An 18,139-nucleotide genomic window follows, 5' to 3' on the forward strand; every position below is an offset into this window, starting at 1 on the left:
GCGGGGGGCGAGGCGCAGCGGCTGGCGTCGCGGCAGGTGGGCCGTTTCCTTCCATTGAAGGTGCTGGGGCAGGGCGGCATGGGGGTGGTGTACGCCGCCTATGACCCCGACCTGGACCGCAAGGTGGCGCTGAAGCTGCTGCGGGTGAAGGGCGGTCACGAGGACCTGGAGCAGGGGCGGGCGCGGCTCCTGCGGGAAGCGCAGGCGATGGCGCGCATCTCCCACCCCAACGTCATCCCCGTCTTTGAAGTGGGGCAGTGGGACCACCAGGTCTACGTGGCGATGGCGCTGGTGGACGGCGGCACGCTGCGCGACTGGACGAAGGCGAAGCCCCGGACGTGGCAGGAGCTGCTGGACAAGTACCTGGCGGCGGGCCGGGGCCTGGAGGCCGCGCACGTGGCGGGGCTGGTGCACCGGGACTTCAAGCCGGCCAACGTGCTGGTGGGCAAGGACGGGCGCGTCTACGTCACCGACTTCGGGCTCGCGCGGCCCATGGGCGAGGTGGACGACGACGAAAACGGCGGCGAGCGGGCGCGGCCGGTGGCGGAGGAGGACTCGCCGCTGCTGAACTCGCAGCTCACGCAGGCGGGGCTGGTGATGGGCACGCCCGCCTATATGTCGCCGGAGCAGTTCCGGGGCGAGCTGCTGGACTCGCGCTCCGACCAGTTCAGCTTCTGCGCGGCGCTCTACCGCGCGCTGTACGGCATCCGTCCGTTCGACCCGGATGAGCTGTCCCGGGTGGCCTCGCAGTTGAGGCCGCGGAGCGGCGGCGATGAGCCCGGGGTGACGGAGGCGGTGGTGGCGCAGGTGCTGCCGCCGTCGCCCATCCAGGAGCCGCCGCGCGACACGAAGGTGCCCACCTGGGTGCGCCGCGCGTTGATGAAGGGGCTGTCGCTGGAGCCTCGCGACCGCTTCCGCTCCATGGCGGCGCTGCTGGAGGCGCTGGCCCAGCGGGAGAAGCGGGCCCTGCGCAACCGGAGGGTGGGCGCCGCGGTGGCGGCCACGGTGGTGCTGGGCGTGGCGGGCGGCGCGGTGTGGTCGCGCTCGCGGGTGTGCGCTGGCGCGGAGGCGCTGGTGGCGGAGCGCTGGGGGGCGGACGCCCGCGAGAAGGTGACGCAGGCGTTCCTGGCGACGAAGAGCCCGGTGGCGCAGGACATGGCGCGCCGGGTGGGCGCGGTGCTGGACGGCTACGGCGCGCAGTGGGCGGCGCAGCACACCACGGCGTGCGAGGACACCCGGGTGCGCGAGGTGCAGACGGAGGAGCTCTTGTCCCAGCGCTTCGTGTGCCTGGAGCGGCGGCGCAAGGACCTGGGCGCGCTCGTCGGCACGTTGCAGACGGCGGACGCGGCGCTCGTGGACAAGTCGCTGGACGCGGTCTACGCGCTGCCTGCTCCTGCCGACTGCGCGGACGTGGCGGCGCTTTCGGAGGTGCAGCCCCGGCCGGCGGATGCGGCGAAGCGCGCGGAGCTGGACGCGCTGGAGGACCAGCTGGCGGAGGTGAAGGCGCGCATCGACACCAGCCGCATGCCCAAGGCGCTGGAGCTGGCGAAGAAGGCGGAGGCGCGCGTGGTGGCCACGGGCTACCTGCCGCTGGTGGCGGAGCTGCGCTTCCACCTGGGCTGGGCGCAGGCGGTGCTGGGGGACAAGGACGCGGGCGGCGCGGTGCTGGAGCAGGCCGTCTACGACGCGGAGGCGGGACGGGCGGACCGGCTGGCGGTGTCCGTGATGAACAAGCTCATCTACGTGGATGGGGAGCGGGAGAAGTACGAGCTGGCGCAGCGCTGGGGCCGGCTGGGGGACGCGACGCTCAAGCGCGTGGGCGGGGACGCGGTGCTGGAGAGCGACCTGAAGGTGAACGAGGCCAACCTCGCGCTGATGCGGGACCACCCGGATGAGGCGCGGGCGCTGTTGGAGAAGGCGTCGGGGTTGCTCGCGACGGCGCTGCCGGAAGGGCACCCCAAGCGGGCGCGGGTGACGTTCACGCTGGGGCGCACGTTGTTGGAGACGGGCGCGTCAGCGGACGCGGTGAAGGTGCTGTCGGACGCGCTCCAGCAGACGGAGAAGGCGCTGGGGCCCGTGCACCTGGACACCGCGCGCCGGCATCAGGCGCTGTCCATGGCGCTGCGCGAGCAGAAGGACTTCACCGGGGCGCTGGAGCACGCGCGGGTGTCGGTCTCCATCCACCGCACGCTGCTGGGGGCGCAGAGCGTGAAGCTGGCGGAGGCGCTGGATGAAGAGGGCATGAGCCTGCTCGCGCTCAAGCGCTACCCGGAGGCGTTGAAGGACTACGAGGAGTCGCTGGCGGTGAAGCGGGCGAAGCTGGAGGCGGACGACGAGCTGCTCCAGTACTCGCTGGATGGCGTGGGGCAGGCGCTGCTGGGAATGGGCCGCACGCGTGACGCCATCGCGCCGCTCCAGCAGGCGCTGACGTTCAAGGACGCGCAGGAGGACTCGCTGGGCGAGTCGGGCTTCGCACTGGCGCAGGCGCTGTGGAAGGAAGGGGAGCAGGAGGCGGCCCGCGACGCGGCGACCCAGGCGCAGGCGCGCTTCACGTCCTCTGGCCGCGCGGCGCAGGCGAAGGACGTGGAGGCGTGGCTCCAGGACCGGCCGGCGCCGAAGGCGAAGGTCGTGCCGGTGTCGGCGGTTCGCGGCAAGCGCAAGAGGTAGCCGCCCCCGTGGCGTCGTGAGGCGCGCGGGCCATGCGTGGCCCGCGTGGGTCGGGGCCTCATGGGCCCCGGATCATCACAGGGGCGCTGGTCCTCGGAGCGTCAGCACTCCGGCAGGCCGACGCTGAGGTTCGCGACCTCCAGGACGTTCACCGCGAGGCCCCCGCGCGAGGTCTCCTTGTACTTGTCCTTCATGTCGCGGCCGGTGTCGCGCATCGTCTTGATGACCTTGTCCAGGCTGACGAAGTGCCGCCCGTCCCCGGACAGGGCCATGCGCATGGCGTTGATGGCCTTCACGGACGCCATCGCGTTGCGTTCGATGCACGGCACCTGCACCAGTCCGCCAATGGGGTCGCAGGTGAGGCCCAGGTTGTGCTCCATGGCGATCTCCGCCGCGTTCTCCACCTGGAGCGGCGTGCCTCCCAGCACCTCCGTGAGCGCGCCCGCCGCCATGGAGCACGCGCTGCCCACCTCGCCCTGGCAGCCCACCTCCGCGCCGCTGATGGAGGCGTTCTCCTTGTAGAGCGCACCAATGGCGCCGGCCGTGAGCAGGAACCTCACCACCCCGTCCGCGTTCGCCCCCGGCACGAAGCGCCAGTAGTAGTGCAGCACCGCGGGGATGATGCCCGCCGCCCCGTTGGTGGGCGCGGTGACGACGCGACCGCCCGCCGCGTTCTCCTCGTTCACCGCGAGCGCGTAGAGGTTCACCCAGTCCAGCACCGTCAGCGGATTGGTGAGGCCCGCTTCCGGCCGGCTCATGAGCCGCTGGTACATCGCCGCCGCGCGCCGCTCCACCTTGAGGCCACCGGGGAGGATGCCGCCCGTGGTGCAACCTCGCGTCACGCACGCCTGCATCACCTCCCAGATGCGCAGCAGCCGCGCGCGGATGTCCTCCTCGCTCCGCCACGCCAGCTCGTTGCGCAGCATCACCGTGCTGATGGGCTGCCGCTCGCGCTCGCAGTGCTTGAGCAGCTCCTCCGCGGACTTGAAGGGCAGGGGAAGCTTCGTGGCCTCCTCGCGCAGCGGGTCCTGTCCCGTCGCCGCCTGCTCGTCCACGACGAAGCCGCCGCCCACGGAATAGTAGAGGCGGGAGGTCATCACCTCGCCGCCTTCTCCGAACGCGGTGAAGCGCATGCCGTTGGGGTGGTAGGGCAGCACCTTGCGCTTGTGCATCACCAGGTGCTCGCCGTCGCGGAAGGGCACCACCAGCCGCTGGAGCAGCGACACGCGGCCCTCCGCGCGCCAGTGCGCCACCAGCGACGGCACCAGCTCCACGTCCACGTCCTCGGGCGTGTCGCCCCTCAGGCCCAGCAGCACCGCCTTGTCGCTGCCGTGGCCCTTGCCCGTCGCTCCCAGCGAGCCGAACAGCTCCACCTTGAGCCGCGTCACGCGCTCCAGGAGCCCCGCGTCCGAAAGCCCCACCACGAAGGTGCGGGCCGCGCGCATGGGCCCCACCGTGTGTGAGCTGGAGGGACCGATACCAATCTTGAAGAGGTCGAAGACGCTGACGGACATGGCGGCCGCCACCATGCCATGTCCGCCGCGCGCCACCCCAGGTACGCCCCGTCGCGACGCGCTGCATGCATCCACTTCAGGTCAGCACGCCTGCTGGGGAAGTTGCCATCCCAAGCATGACGCGCGACGGCGAGTCCTCCTCGTGGAGACTCCGCCTACTCCAGCGGCGCCGGGAACGCCGGCAGCGCGGTGAAGTCCTCGATGACGTGCTGGCGGATGACGCGGGCGCCGGAGTCCTTCGCCAGCGCCTCCACGCGGCGCATCGACTCAATCGTCTGTTCGCGGTTGCTGTTGTAGGTCGGCACCAGCTTGCGCTCCCGCGACTCGCGCAGCGGCCACAGGTCGCCGGTCAGCAGGACGGCGCCGGACTTCGCCGTCTTCAGCAGCAACACGGTATGTCCGGGCGTGTGTCCGTGGGCCGGGTGGAGGGTCACGGTACCGTCACCAAACACGTCGTAGGGGCCGTCGCCTTCCATCACCAGCGGCTTCACGTGTTCCAGGGCGCTGTAGTTCTGGACCTCGCCACGCCGGTGGGCGGTTTCGGAGAACGCCGCCGCGAGCTCGTCCGCGTCCACGATCCACTTCGCGCTGGCGAACAGGTTGGCGTTGCCCGCGTGGTCGAAGTGCATGTGCGAGAACGACAGGAATTCGATGTCGGCCGGAGCCAGCCCCAGCTCACCGAGCTGGGGGGTGAGCTTCCTGGGGAGTTCGAAGTGCATGGGCGAGCCCTGGGGGCGCAGGCCGCCGGGCATGTCCGCGATGGACTCGGGCAGGCCGGTGTCCCAGAGCAGGTCGCCCTTCGGATGGCGGATCAGGTAGCAGGGAATGATGCCCTTGCCGCCGACGCCATCCATGGAGCCATCGTCCGCCATCGAGCCGGAGTCGGACGACTGCACGTGGCCGCAGTCGATGGCGTAGAGCTGCACGGTGGACGGTGCCGCGACGCCGGTTCCAGCCCCCTGCGCATCGGCGGTGGATGTTCGCGACGTGGCGCAGGCGGTGAGCGCGAGACAGGCGGACAACAAGCGGAAGGTCTTCATGGGGTCGCTCCAGCGGGAGACGCGAGGGGGAGAAGGCGCGACGCCGCCAACGCATGACGGTGGCGTCCACTCCCGAGATTCGTACCCTGCGTGCGTTCGCGGGCAGCGCCCTATCCGGCGGCGGGCTGCGGCCCCGTCGCGGGCTGGGGCGGTGAGGACTGCGTCTTCGGACGGAAGGCCAGCAGCCGCAGGCCGTTGAAGACGACGAGCAGCGTGCTGCCCTCGTGCAGCACCACGGCCTGGCTGATCTTCGTCAGGCCCAGCACGGCGGCGACGACGAGCACCGCGCTCACGCCCAGCGCGATGACCAGGTTCTGCTTCATCACGGCCGTGGCCTTGCGCGACAGCTCCAGCGCGAAGGGCAGCTTCGCCAGGTCGTCGCTCATCAGCACCACGTCCGCGGTCTCCAGCGCCGCGTCGGAGCCGGCGCCGCCCATGGCCACGCCCACCGCCGCCGCCGCCAGCGCGGGCGCGTCGTTGACGCCGTCGCCCACCATGGCCACCGCGTGCGTGCGGCCCATGTCCTTCACCGCCGTGACCTTGTCCGCCGGCATCAGCGGAGCCTTCGCCTCATCCAGGCCCACCTGCGTGGCGATGGACTGCGCGACGCGCGCGTTGTCGCCCGACAGCATCACGGTGCGCTGGATGCCGCCGGCCTTCAGCTCCTGCACCACCTGCCGCGCGCCGCCGCGCAGCGTGTCCGCCACGCCCAGCACGCCCAGGTAGACGCCCGCGCGGCGCACCACCATCGTCGTCTGGCCCGCCTCCTCCAGCCGCGCCACCTCCGTGGAGACGTCCGGCGGAACCGGCTGGCCCGCGAAGAGCGCCAGACTGCCCACCTCCACCGCGTCGTCGCCCACCTTGGCGCGGATGCCCTGGCCGTGGATGGCCTCCAGGTCGCGGCCCACCGGCACGGTGACGCGCGCTTCGGCCGCGCCGTCCACCACCGCCTTGGCCAGCGGGTGCGCGGACAGCGCCTCCACGCTCGCGGCGGTGCCGAGCAATTCCTCGCGCGTCACGCCCGGCGCGGGCCACGTGGTGAGCAGCCGGGGCTTGCCCACGGTGAGCGTGCCCGTCTTGTCGAAGGCGATGGCGCGGATGCCGCTCAGCAGCTCCAGGTAGATGCCGCCCTTGATGAGCACGCCGCCGCGCGCCGCGGACGCCACCGCCGACAGCACGGCGGACGGCGTGGAGATGGCGAGCGCGCACGGGGACGCGGCGACGAGCAGGCCCACCGCGCGCAGCACCGCTTCCTTCAGCTCCGTGCCCGTCAACACCAGCACCACCGGGAACACCACCGCCGCCGCCATCACCAGCGGCGCCACGGTGCGCTCCAGGCGCTGGGCGAAGCGCTGCCGGCTGCCCTTCTGCGCCTCCGCCTGCGCCACCATGTCCACCACGCGCGCCAGCACCGACTCCGACGACAGGCGCGTCACCTCCACCTCCAGCGCCGCCTCGCAGTTGATGGTGCCGGAGAACACCTCGTCCCCTGGCTTGCGCGCCACCGGCATGGACTCACCGGTGATGGCCGCCTGGTCCAGTGAGCTCTTGCCCTCGCGGATGATGCCGTCCAGCGGGACGCGGTCGCCGGGGCGCACGACGATGCGCTCGCCGCGCGACACGTCCGCCACCGGCACCTCCACCACGTCCGAACCCCGGCGCACGCGCGCCACTTCCGGACGCAGCTGGCCCAGCGCTTCGATGGAGCGACGCGCCTTCTCCATGGCCCGGTGCTCCAGCGCGTGGCCCGCGCTGAAGAGGAAGAGCAGGAACGCGCCCTCGAACCACGCACCGAGCACCGCCGCGCCCAGCGCCGCCACGACCATCATCGTCTCGATGTCGATGCGAAGCTGCGCGATGGACTGCACCGAGCCCTTGATGGCGAAGAAGCCGCCGCTCGCCATCGACAGCGCCCAGAGCACCGTGGCCACCAGTGGCGGGGCCAGCGCGAAGTGCTCCACCACGAAGCCCGCCGCCAGCAGCACGCCCGAGGCGACCACCAGCGGCAGCTCCAGCAGCGGCGCCAGTCCGCCGCCGTGCGCGTGGTGCGAACAGGCGTGGCCCGCCATGGGCACTTCCAGCCCGTACCCGAGCGCCTTCACCCGGGCCTCCACGTCCGACAGCTTCAGCTCCTCCTTGTCGTACTCGATGACCACGCGCTCGCTCGCGTACGCGACGCTGGCGGTGAGCACGCCCTTCATCTTGGAAATCGCATGTTCGATGACCTGGGCCGCGTCCGCGGAGTCCATCCCACGCACGAACCAGGTGTGGTGCAGGTAGCGCGCCGCCACCTGACCGCCCGTCTTCTGCGCCAACGTGACGAGCTGAGAGGCGCTCATCAGCGACGGCTGGTAGTGGATGCACACCTCCGCGTAGCCCGCATCGCGGCGCAGGTGCACGTCGGTGATGCCCCGCTGGGACTCCAGCGCCGCTTCCAGTCGAGCGAAGCGGCCCTGGTCGTCCGTCTCTCCCGGCAGCGTGCCCTCCAGGTCGAGCTGGAGCGCCGTGCCGCCCCCTTCCGCCGGACGGTGGGCCGGCGGACGGATGACGCGCTGGGAGTGGGCATGGCCGTGGTGGTCATGCCCGTCGTGGTCGTGGCCATGGGAGCAGGAAGGGCCATGCACGTGGGCCTCGCCGTGCGCATGCGCGTGCCCGTGGTCATGACCGTGGTGGTCATGGCCCGCGTGGTCATGGCCGGAGCCGTGGTCGTGGTCGCACCCCGGGCCGTGGACGTGGAGCTGCACGGCGTTGCCGCTGCCTTGCGCTTCCTTGAGGCCCTTGATGTTCAACGAACCAAACCGCGACCCGCTCTTCTTCTGCTCCGACATGGCTGTGTTCCTGACGCCCTAGTGGCGGTGACCGCGGCGTGAATGCGAGGGGGCGGCGGCGGCCGGCGGTGCTGCCGGAGCCTCCTTGGGGTCCTCGTCCTCGTCCTCGTCGTGGTGCTCTTCGTCCCCGTGGTCCTCGGGGATGGGCTGATCGAAGCGCTGACCCGCGACCTCCAGCGTGAAGCTCTTGCAGTCCGGAGGCACTTCGAACTCCAGCACCGCGGGCAGGCGGCCTTCGTACGTCTTCAGCACCTTGCCCTGCGCGTCGTAGACGGTGCCGCCGGCGGCGACGGTCATGGTCTCGTCCACCAGCACGGCGACCAGCTCCGCCATCTCCTCCATCCGGTCCGCGATGCGGTGGCACCAGAGGTGGCCCACGCCCGGATAGGTGGTGTGGGAGATCTCCTCCATCTGCTCCTCGTCCACCTTGTCGCCCACGCCCATGAACACGAAGTTGATGCGGGGCAGGCGACCGGACGCGATCTCCTTGGCCACCTGGGTGGCGTAGGCCGTCACGTCATGGGCGTCGTTGATCTGCGAGTCGGTGATGATGACCGCGAGGCCGCGCTTGGCGCCCTCCGACACCTGCTGCTTGATGTGCGCCACGAAGTCGCGGAGCACCGGCAGCATCACCGTGGCCTTGCCGTAGGAGCGCGGGCCGGGGAAGCGGTAGCCCTTGGCCTGGGGGCCGGTGAGGTCGCCCACCACCTCCAATTGGGTGCCGTCGCCCGCGGCCCAGTAGGTGACGCGCACCTTGCCGTCCCGGTCCTTGTTGGCCAGGTACTCCAGCATCCACTGCATCTGCGGCTCGACCTGGTTCTTCACCGGGGCGAGCTTCGCGAGGATGCCGCGGGGGCCGTACGCGTTCTCCATGCTGGCGGAGCCGTCCATGTAGAGGGCCACGTCCAGGCCCTCCACCGTCGGGTCGTGCAGGAGCGTCGCGACGACCTTGTTGCCCATCCGGTGGACGTCGGAGAAGGGGCGGTTGATGACTTCGTGGCCGGCCATCAGTGGTGGTCCTCGTCTTCGTCCTCGTCGTGGTGCTCTTCATCCGGCAGGGGCTGGGTGTAGCGCTGGCCGTGGACCTCCAGCGTGAAGCTCTTGGCGCCCTCGGGCACGTCGAACTCCAGCACCGCGGGCAGGCGGCCTTCGTACGTCTTCAGCACCTTGCCCTTGTCGTCGTAGATGGTGCCGCCGGCGGCGACCGTCATGGTCTCATCCACCAGCACGGCGACCAGCTCCGCGACCTGGGTGATCTCCTTGGCGATGCGGTGACACCACAGGTGCCCGACGCCCGGATATTCCTCGTGGGCGATGTGCTCCAGCTGCTCCTCGTCGATGTCGTCGCCCACGCCCACCAGCACGAAGTTGATGCGCGGCAGCTTGCCGGTGGCGATCTTCTTGGCCACCTCCGCGGAGAACTTCTCCACCGCTTCCGCGTCGTGGAGGCGGCCGTCGGTGACGATGATGGCGCAGCCGCGCTTGGCGCCCACCTTCACCTGCTCCTCCAGGTACTTCACGTAGTCGCGCAGCGCGGGCTCCAGGTACGTGAAGCCGCCCAGCTGCTTGGCGCCGGGGAACTTGTACTGGTTGACGTCGGTGCCCTTCAGCTCACCGACGACCTCCACCTGCCGGCCGTTGGTGCCGCTGGCCCAGTAGGCCACGCGAAGCAGGCCGTTGCGGTCCTTGGTGGCCAGGTACTCCAGCATCCACCGCACCTGGGGCTCCACCTGGTTGGCGGCGTCCTTCAGGGGCGCGCCACGGATCCACTCCAGGAAGGTGCGAGGCTTCGTCTCGTACTTGTACTCCTCGCGCATGCTGCCGGACGCGTCCATGTAGATGGCCATGTCCAGGCCCTCCACCGTGGGGTCGTGCAGCAGCACCGCGCGCACGCGGTCTCCTTCGCGGTGGAGGTCCGAAAACGGCTCGATCGGCTTCTCGTGTCCCATGGTCTGCCTTTCTGGAGGGTGAAAACGCTAGCGCTCCGCGTGCGAGCGTCGCAACGGGCGGTCAATCCTCGAAGTCGTTCATCCAGTCCGGCTTCTTGCCGGGCGGAGCGGGCGACTTCGGCTGCTTCGGGGGCTGCTTGTTCGCCGGACGGGCGGGCGGACTCGCGGCGAAGTCCCCCTGCCATGTGGCGGGGGATGACGACGGCTTCGCGGGCGCCGGACGCGGCGCGGGCGCGGGCTGCATGCGCGTGAGGCGGGGCTTCGCGGCGCCGGGGCGGGCGTGCGCGTCCAGGAAGTCGTTCATCCACTCACTGGAGCGCGCGGGCGGCGTGGGCAGGCGCGGCGGGATGGACGCGGGCTGGAAGGGCGCTCTGGGCGGCGTGCGCGGCGTCGCGGCCCCGGGTGACAGCGTGCCCGCGCGCACGTGGGCGCGCAGCGCGCGCTCCGTCTCCGTGGGCCAGCCGGGCAGCAGCGTGAGGACGTGGCGCGACAGCTCCAGGAACTCCGACAGCGGCGCCTCGCGGGGCACGCGCACCTCTTCGTTCTGGAGCCAGCCGGAGAGCTTCCCCACCAGCCCGCCCTTCGTGGGACGCGGGATGGCGATGTCGCCCTTCACCTCGTAGCCCTTCACCTCCAGCTCCGCGACGGCCATCGCGCGGCTGGCGACGGGCAGGTCCAACGCGGCGATGGCCTGGGGGCCCTTGTGCGTCCTCGCGTCCTCCTGCAACTGGGTCAGGACGGCGTGCAGCACGCTCGCGACCTGGGCGCCGTTGGCGACGTTGTGCGTCTGCAGCTCCGCGGGCACCGCGGGGTAGGTGAGGACGAGGCCCTTGCCCTGGGCCAGCTGCTCCGCGCGGTCGCCCGGCAGGAGCGCGTGCCAGGCGCTGGGGGTGTCGCGGCTCTCCGCGTCCTTCACATAGCGGAAGGCATCCGGGGCGCCGTGCGCGAAGCCCGCGAGCACGTCGCCCCGGCTCACGGTGAGCTGTCCGGGCACGCGCGTCACCGCGTCACCGGGCCAGGGGCCCGTCAGGGTGCCGTAGAGGTAGACGGGGTCGTTGAAGCCCTCCGCGTCGGCGGGGTGCTCCACCAGCTCGGTGGAGAAGAAGAACAGCTCCGTCGCGGCCAGCCGGCGCGGGGGGCGTCCCGAGGCGACCTCGTGGTGCGCGAGCTGCGCCTGCACGGACGCGGGCAGCCGCGCGCGGTCGCTGCCGGGGATGAGCTGGAGCTGGCCCACGACGTCGGTGCAGACGAACCACTCCGACTCGCCCAGGTACGCGGGCTCCAGGCGGAACGCGTCCACGACGTGGACGACCTCGGCGGCATCGCACGGCACGGGCTCGGCGGGGCTCGCGGCGTGGGGAACGAAGTAGCGGGGAGGGCTCACGGAGGCCGCGACAGGCTGGCGCAAGCCGCCATGGCAATCAAGGGGCGGGGCGGCGTCCCCGGGTCCGCGCAACGGCGTGGGTTCCATCGTTCGTGCCACGCCCCTTAAGCGGAGCGGGCGTGGAGCGAAAACGGCCCCCGGCTCAGGCCGGTTCAATGAAGTTGAGCCGGTAGCCGTCCGGGTCCGTGACGATGATCTCCCGCGTGTACCAGGGCTGCACCTGCGGCCCCTCCACGGGGGCGCCCAGCGCGGCCGCCTTCGCGGCCACCGCGTCCACGCCGGCCTCGCCCGCGCGGAAGCCCACGAGCACGCCCATGCCCTTCTTCCCCTCCAGCTTCAGGCCCGCGGGCGGACTGATGAGGTAGACGTCGGACTCGCCGCCCCACTGGAGGCGGAGGATGGGGGGCTCCGACGCGATGCGTTCGAACCCGAGACCTTCATAGAAGCGCACGGAGGCCGGGGCGTCCGTCACCAGCAGCTTCACGAACGACCGCATCGTGTGGGGCTTGTCCATATGGGCGCGGCAGTCTGCCCGGGGCGCTGGAGGGATGCCATGCGCGGTTTGCCCCCCGTACCCCGTGTGTGGGGGGATGGCATATCGTCCCGGCATGGGCTGGTCGTGGTTTCGTCGTCGGAAGCGCATCCTGGGGGAAGCAGAGGAAGCGGTGCTGGTGGACGCCATCCGCCGCGCCGAGGCGGGCCATCGCGGAGAGGTGCGCGTCCACGTGGAGCGCACCAGCAAGGGCCTTCATCCCTTGTCCCGGGCCGCGCACCTCTTTGAAGGTCTGGGCATGCGACACACCACGAAGGACACCGGGGTGCTGCTGTACGTGGCGGTGGAGGACCGACAGGTCGCCGTCTACGCGGGCCGGGGTGTCCACGGCGCGGCGCTGCCGGGCTTCTGGCAGGAGGTGGCGACCTCCGTGGCGCAGGGCTTCCGCGAGGACGCGTCCCTCCCCGCCCTGGTGACGGCGGTGGAGCGCATTGGCGCGCTGCTGCGCCAGGCGGCGCCCGGGGCCGACGTCGCGGGCAATGAACTGCCGGACGCGGTGAGCCAGTCATGAGCACGACGACGCGCACCGGTGGGGGACCGCCGAAGGACGTCGCCTATGACGACGTCAACGAACTCATCGCCACCGCCACGCGGCTGATGCAGAAGGACGCGGCGCCGGACACGCTCACCCCGGACGACGTGCGCAAGATTGGCGAGGAGCTGGACATCCCCGCCCGCTACGTGGACCAGGCGCTGGAGGCCCTGGCGCGGCGCCGCGAGGACCAGGCGCGCGAGGCCCAGGCGAAGGAGCGGCTGGCCCGGCTGCGGCGCGTCCGTTTGCGCCGGGGCGCGTGGGTGGGCGCGGCCGTCGTCGGGGTGCTGGCCGTGTCGGGGCTGGTGATGCGCAACGGCCTGACCTCCACGCTGGCGGACGTGGCGCGGCAGCGGGCCCAGGTGCGCAACGTGGTGGAGCGCCGCGAGTCCCTGCGCGCACGTCAGGACACGCTCACACCCGGCCTGGCGCGCGACGCGGAGCTGTCCGGGGCGGACAACCGCGTGGCGATTGAGCAGCGCCGCTATGACGAACGGGCCGCGGACTACAACGCCTCCGCGACCTCCTTTCCCACCGGCTGGGTGGTGCGGCTGACCGGCCTGCCTCCCGTCCTGCCGCTGTCCTCGGAGGTCTCCACATGGTGAAGGCCCTTCTGCTGTCGCTGCTGTTGCCCACGCTGTTCTTGGGCGCCGTCCCCTCCATCACGCAGCCGGTGACGGACCTGACGGAGACCCTGAGGGCTCGGGAGATGGCGACCGTGGCGCAGGCCCTGGTGAAGCTGCGCGAGGAGAAGAGGGTGCAGATGGCGGTGCTGCTCGTGGACACCACGGACGGCCAACCCATCGAGGACTATGCGGAAGAGGTCTTCCGCGTGTGGAAGGGAGGCGAGGCGGGGCGGGACAACGGCGTGCTGCTCATCATCGCGAAGGGTGACCGACGCTCGCGCCTGGAGGTGGGCTACGGGCTGGAGCCGTACCTGACGGACGGCCAGTCCCAGGCGCTGCTGCACGCGCAGGGCCCGCTCTTGCGTGAGGGGCGGTTCGAGGCCGCGCTGCTGGCCATCATCGCGGGTGTGAGTGAGCAGGCGCCGGAGTCGCTCGGGTTGTTGCACCCGCCCAGGAGCCATTGGCCGTTCTTCGCCGTGAGCGGCTTCTTCTTCATCCTGGTCATGTTCGCCTTCACCGCGGCGGGGCTGTTGATGCAGTGCTGGGTTTCAGCCCGCCGGGGCGCGGTCATACCGGTCGTGGCGGCGATGCTGGGGCTGATACCTCCGGCGGTGCTCGTTTCGGTCGCCTGGGACTCCCAGATGACCCTGCTGGACGTCCTCCTCGCGTATGTCGCGATGCTGGCCGCGTTCCTCGGGGGCTGGTTCGTGGCCCGGCGGCGGTCGGGATTGCTGGGAGGCGTCCTGCTCACGGGCCTCCTCCTGGGAACACTGGCGTGCGTGGTGTGGCCGCTCTCGCCCACCGCCGGACTGGTGGGGCTGCTGGCGTGGGCGCTCTTGCTGTCCCTCGCCACGAGTCTGGCCATCGGGCTCGTCGTGGCCATGGTGAAGGGAATCAGCACGGGGGGCAGCGGGGATTCCTCCTCTTCGTCCTGGGCCACCTCATCCTCATCGTCCTCCACGGATTGGGGTTCCAGCTATTCATCGTCGAGCTACGACTCCTCGTCCTCGTATTCCAGCAGTGACTCCAGTTCCTCATCGTCGGACTGGAGCGGCGGGGGCGGCTCCTCCGGCGGGGGCGGTGGCAGTGATTCCTGGTAGGTCCGGCTCCGAGGCCTGGTTGCCCGCCTGCTTCCCGGGCTTCAATCCGCGCGGACACCGTCCTGCACCCGACAGGAAGTCCTCCTCCGGCTTCGCGCCATCGCCTGCCTGGAGGGCACTCCCTACCTTGAGGGCATGAAGGCTTCGCGCAGAGGCGTGCCCGTCTACGTGCCGCCCCGGACGGTGTGGTCGGTGGGTGCCCAGGTGGTGCTGCTGGTGCTCCTGGGCACGGCGATGCAGCGCCTGGGGCCCGTGCTGACGCTGCTGGCGGTGGCGCTGCTCTTGGGGCTCGCGGCGGAGCCCGTCGTGCGCCGGATGCAGTCGTGGGGCGTGCGCCGGGGACTGGGCGTGGCGCTCATCGCGCTGACCCTGCTGAGCGTCACCGGCCTGCTCATCCTCACGCTGGTGCCGTTGCTGGTAGAGCAACTGGAGAACCTGGTGCACGCGGCGCCGGGCTTCTTCGCGGAGCTGACGCAGGCGCCCTGGGTGCAGAAGCTGGATGAGCACTTCGGCGTGCTGTCGCGCCCGCAGGATGCGTTCAACGTGGAGCCCGGAGTGCTGGCCCGGCCGCTCATCACGGTGCTGTCCTCCACCGTGGAGCTGATGGGCGCGGGCGTCACCGTGCTGGCGCTGGCGGTGTTCGGGCTGTTGTTCGGACACGACCTCTACGCGAGCATCCTGGGCTGGGTGCGGCCCCGTCAGCGCGGCCGGGTGCGCCGGGTGGTGGGCCGCATGCGCGAGGCGGTGGGCAACTACCTGGTGGGCACGCTGCTCATCGTGAGCGTGGGCGGGGCCTTCACGGCGTTGATGTCGCTGGCGCTGGGGGTGCCGTACTTCCTGCCGCTCGGGCTGGTGGCGATGGTGCTGGGGCTCATCCCGTTCATCGGCAGCTTCATCACCGCGCTGCTGGTGAGCGTCACCACGCTGGCGTCGGTGGGATCGCGGCGCGCGCTCATCGCGCTGGCGTTGTTCCTGGTCTACCAGCAGTTCGAGGCCCACCTGCTCAGCCCGCTGGTGCAGCGGCGCGCCATCAAGATGAACCCGCTGCTCATCTCGCTGGTGGCCCTGGTGGGTGGCTCCGTGGCGGGGCTGCTGGGCGTCATCCTCGCGGTGCCGGCGGCGGCGGCGGGGCAGGTGCTGCTGACCGAGGTGCAGCGCGAGCGGCGCAAGACGTGGACGCGGGAGCGCCGGCTCGCGGCGGCGGCCCGGGTGCCGGCCGTGCCCGGGAACGCGGACGAGGCACTGTTGGCCGGTCCTCTTTCCCCACGGGCTGGGGATGACGCGCGGCGTGCGCCCCCGGCTGACTCCGGGCATCCTGGGGCGCCGCACTGAGCCGTCCCTCCGGAACCGGGCCCGTCATGACATCCGATGAGAGCGTTTCGTCGTCCCTCAAGCGCGCGGCGGCGGAGCGCGCGGTGGAGTTCATCCAGCCCGGCATGGTGGTGGGCCTGGGCTCGGGCAGCACGTCCGCGTTCGCGGTGCGGCGGCTGGGCGCGCTGCTGGCGGCCGGGACGTTGAAGGACGTGGTGGGCGTGCCGACCTCGCGCGCGACCGAAGCGCTGGCCGCGTCGCTGGGCGTGCCGCTCACGACCCTGGATGTGCACCCGGTGGTGGACCTCACCATCGACGGCGCGGACGAGGTGGCGCCGGACCTGTCGCTCATCAAGGGCGGCGGCGGGGCGCTGTTGCGCGAGAAGGTGGTGGCCCAGGCCAGCCGGCGGGAGATCATCGTGGTGGACGCGGCCAAGCTGTCACCCCGGCTGGGCACGAAGTGGCCGGTGCCGGTGGAGGTGCTCCCGTTCGGCTGGCGTTCGCAGTCGCTGTTCCTGGAATCGCTGGGCGCGCGCGTGACGGTGCGGCTGGCGCTGGATGGAAAGCCGTTCCAGACGGATCAGGGCAACGTGGTGCTGGACTGTGACTTCGGTCCCATCAACGACGTGGCCGGATTGGCCGCGAAGCTGGAGTCCCGCGCCGGGGTGATGGCGCATGGCCTGTTCCTGAACCTGACCACCGACCTGCTGGTGGCCGGGCCGGACGGCATCACCCACCGCGTCCGGGGCGCGTGACGTCAGGTGAGGCGTGAGAGGTCGTGCGCGGTGTCCACGTCCTCCTCGCCGCCGGGAAGCACGACCTCCACCACGCGCGACGGGTCGCGGGCGATGAGCTTGCGTGCGCCGTCCGCGGGCGGGAGCGCTTCCAGTTCGGAGAAGAGGGCGCGCGAGAAGAGGGCGGGGACGCCCCGGGTGCCCGCGTAGGCGGAGGCGACGATGGGCGCGTGCGTGCGCTCGAACGTGGCGACGAGCTCGCGCAGGTGGGACGCATCCACGCGGAGCTGATCGCACAGCATCACCAGCGCGCCGTCCACCTCCGGGGGCAGGGCGCGCAGGCCGACGCGCAGGGATGCACCCTGGCCCAGCGCCCAGTCCGGGTTGTCCACGCACCGCACGGACAGGCCCCGCAGCTCCGCCGCGATGTCCTCACGCCGGGCCCCGAGCACGACGACCACCGGGCCCGCGGTCAGGGCCGCCTCCGCCGCGCGCCGCACCAGCGAGGTGCCCTCATGGCGGAGCAACTGCTTGGGCTGACCCAACCGTGAGGATCCACCGGCGGCGAGCAGCACCACGGCCACGGTCATGTCCGCCTCCCTCGTGGCCCGCGCGCTGTCACGCCGACCTGCGCTCCGGAGCGGAGGCATCCGCGTGGATGGGCGCCTGTCGCTCGCGCAGCCGTCCGCCGTCCCGCCCCGCGAGCACCGTCTGCACCTCCGCGAGGATGGACAGGGCGATTTCATCCGCCCCTTCCGCGCCCAGGTCCAACCCCATGGGCGCGTGCAGCTTCTCCAACTGCGCGGCGGTGGGGGCCTGCGGCAACTCCCGCAGGATTCGCTCGGTCCGGGCGCGCGGCCCCAGCACGCCCAGGTAGCGCACCGGCAGCGGCACCAGCCGCGCCAGCAGCTCCCGGTCCTGCGGCAGGCTGTGCGTCATCACCAGCACCAGGCTGCGCGCGGACAGGGGCACCTTCTCCAGCACCTCGGTGGGCTTCGACGCGATGACCGCCTGCGCCTGCGGGAACCTCCGGCGCAGCATCTCCACGGGCCGGTCCGCCACCACCGTGAGGTGCCAGCCCAACCCCTGCGCCCGGGACACCACGGGCGCCACGTCGAAGCCGCTGCCGAACACGACCACCGACGGCGCCGGGTCCACCACCTCCACCAGCACCTCCGCGCCGCCGCACGCGCCGCTCCACGGCACGCCCCGCACCAGCGCTTCGGTCGCGGCCTCCCGCACCGACTCGCGCAGCGCCCCCGAGAGGTTCCCCGCCTCCGCGCCGTCCTCGCGCAGCATCAGCCGCGAGCCCACGGCCTCCGCGGGTCCCCGGAACACGGTGGCCACGACCGCGCGCAGGGACTGCTTGCGCGCCTCGGCCGCGAAGGTGAGCGCATCACCGGGGCCGGGCTCCCAGCGCTCCAGCAGGATGTCCACCACGCCGTTGCACCCGAGCGCGAACGACAGGCCGCCTTCGTCCTCGGCGTTGTCCCCGGTGGTGTCGTAGCGCAGCACGCGCGGTCCGCCCGACGTCCAGAAGAAGGCCTTGCGCACGAGGTCCCCTTCCAGGCACCCGCCGCTCACCCCTCCGGCCAGCCAGCCGTCCTCGCCCATCAACATGCGAGCGCCAGGGCGCCGGTACGACGAACCGGACACCGCCACCACCGTCGCCAGGACCACCGGACCGGAGGCGCGTCCACGAGAGCGCAGGATGTCGTCGAGTTCCCTCATCGCGAGGCCCATCTAAGCACCCATGGCGGGCACCCGTGCCGAATCCTCGCCCACCGCGTGTGTGCCGTCGGACGCTCCGCCTCACGCCAGCCTCTCCCCGTGCCCGCAGGGCAGGCGTCCAGCCGACCCCCCGCTCTCTGAATGACGCTGGCGGACACGACCCCGCGCCA

At 71.7% G+C, this 18,139-nt stretch carries 15 protein-coding genes; 6 read left to right on the plus strand and 9 right to left on the minus strand.

Annotated elements, in window-relative coordinates; translation table 11 throughout:
* Positions 1-21: 21 nt before the first annotated feature.
* Positions 22-2,667 (plus strand): serine/threonine-protein kinase, encoded by a 2,646-nt coding sequence (locus D7X74_RS45005; protein ID WP_370450738.1) that lies wholly within the window; start codon positions 22-24, stop codon positions 2,665-2,667.
* Between the two features lie 101 nt (positions 2,668-2,768).
* On the opposite strand, the gene D7X74_RS10830 is transcribed toward D7X74_RS45005, so the two are convergent.
* From D7X74_RS10830 to D7X74_RS10860, 7 genes are all read right to left on the minus strand, one after another.
* The gene (locus tag D7X74_RS10830) at positions 2,769-4,181 is read right to left on the minus strand and encodes an L-serine ammonia-lyase (RefSeq protein WP_120532877.1); all 1,413 of its coding nucleotides are present in this window, start codon (positions 4,179-4,181) and stop codon (positions 2,769-2,771) included.
* A 155-nt stretch (positions 4,182-4,336) separates the two neighbouring features.
* Positions 4,337-5,221 (minus strand): N-acyl homoserine lactonase family protein, encoded by an 885-nt coding sequence (locus tag D7X74_RS10835; protein WP_120532854.1) that lies wholly within the window; start codon positions 5,219-5,221, stop codon positions 4,337-4,339.
* A 110-nt stretch (positions 5,222-5,331) separates the two neighbouring features.
* Positions 5,332-8,049, minus strand: coding sequence for a cation-translocating P-type ATPase (locus tag D7X74_RS10840; protein ID WP_120532855.1), 2,718 nt, complete (start codon positions 8,047-8,049; stop codon positions 5,332-5,334).
* Positions 8,050-8,067: 18 nt separating this feature from the next.
* Positions 8,068-9,057, minus strand: a complete 990-nt coding sequence (locus D7X74_RS10845) for a VWA domain-containing protein (protein WP_120532856.1) — start codon at positions 9,055-9,057, stop codon at positions 8,068-8,070.
* Entirely contained in the window at positions 9,057-9,998 is a 942-nt protein-coding gene (locus tag D7X74_RS10850) for a vWA domain-containing protein (protein ID WP_120532857.1), read from the minus strand. The genes D7X74_RS10845 and D7X74_RS10850 overlap by 1 nt, the downstream gene beginning before the upstream one ends.
* A 61-nt stretch (positions 9,999-10,059) precedes the next feature.
* Complete coding sequence (locus D7X74_RS10855) at positions 10,060-11,406, minus strand: hypothetical protein (RefSeq protein WP_233595528.1); 1,347 nt, start codon at positions 11,404-11,406, stop codon at positions 10,060-10,062.
* A gap of 118 nt (positions 11,407-11,524) precedes the next feature.
* Positions 11,525-11,878 (minus strand): VOC family protein, encoded by a 354-nt coding sequence (locus D7X74_RS10860; RefSeq protein ID WP_120532878.1) that lies wholly within the window; start codon positions 11,876-11,878, stop codon positions 11,525-11,527.
* Between the two features lie 94 nt (positions 11,879-11,972).
* Here D7X74_RS10860 and D7X74_RS10865 point away from each other — a divergent pair, with 94 nt between their 5' ends.
* The 5 genes from D7X74_RS10865 (at position 11,973) to rpiA (ending at position 16,259) form a co-directional block, all read left to right on the plus strand.
* A complete protein-coding gene (locus tag D7X74_RS10865; RefSeq protein WP_158622210.1) occupies positions 11,973-12,446 on the plus strand; it encodes a TPM domain-containing protein in 474 nt (157 codons plus the stop codon).
* The gene (locus D7X74_RS10870; RefSeq protein ID WP_120532860.1) at positions 12,443-13,072 is read left to right on the plus strand and encodes a hypothetical protein; all 630 of its coding nucleotides are present in this window, start codon (positions 12,443-12,445) and stop codon (positions 13,070-13,072) included. Before D7X74_RS10865 ends, D7X74_RS10870 begins: the two co-directional genes overlap by 4 nt.
* Complete coding sequence (locus D7X74_RS10875) at positions 13,066-14,193, plus strand: YgcG family protein (RefSeq protein WP_120532861.1); 1,128 nt, start codon at positions 13,066-13,068, stop codon at positions 14,191-14,193. Before D7X74_RS10870 ends, D7X74_RS10875 begins: the two co-directional genes overlap by 7 nt.
* A 135-nt stretch (positions 14,194-14,328) precedes the next feature.
* Positions 14,329-15,525 (plus strand): AI-2E family transporter, encoded by a 1,197-nt coding sequence (locus D7X74_RS10880; RefSeq protein ID WP_120532862.1) that lies wholly within the window; start codon positions 14,329-14,331, stop codon positions 15,523-15,525.
* Between the two features lie 26 nt (positions 15,526-15,551).
* Positions 15,552-16,259 (plus strand): ribose-5-phosphate isomerase RpiA, encoded by a 708-nt coding sequence (rpiA, locus tag D7X74_RS10885; protein ID WP_120532863.1) that lies wholly within the window; start codon positions 15,552-15,554, stop codon positions 16,257-16,259.
* Positions 16,260-16,261: 2 nt separating this feature from the next.
* On the opposite strand, the gene D7X74_RS10890 is transcribed toward rpiA, so the two are convergent.
* Complete coding sequence (locus tag D7X74_RS10890; protein ID WP_120532864.1) at positions 16,262-16,828, minus strand: NTP transferase domain-containing protein; 567 nt, start codon at positions 16,826-16,828, stop codon at positions 16,262-16,264.
* A 28-nt stretch (positions 16,829-16,856) separates the two neighbouring features.
* Positions 16,857-17,969 carry an XdhC/CoxI family protein gene (locus D7X74_RS10895; protein ID WP_120532879.1) on the minus strand — a complete coding sequence of 371 codons (1,113 nt, stop codon included), beginning with the start codon at positions 17,967-17,969 and terminating at the stop codon, positions 16,857-16,859.
* Between the last annotated feature and the right edge of the window lie 170 nt (positions 17,970-18,139).

This window comes from Corallococcus sp. CA047B, from assembly GCF_003612065.1.
Lineage (GTDB): Bacteria > Myxococcota > Myxococcia > Myxococcales > Myxococcaceae > Corallococcus > Corallococcus praedator.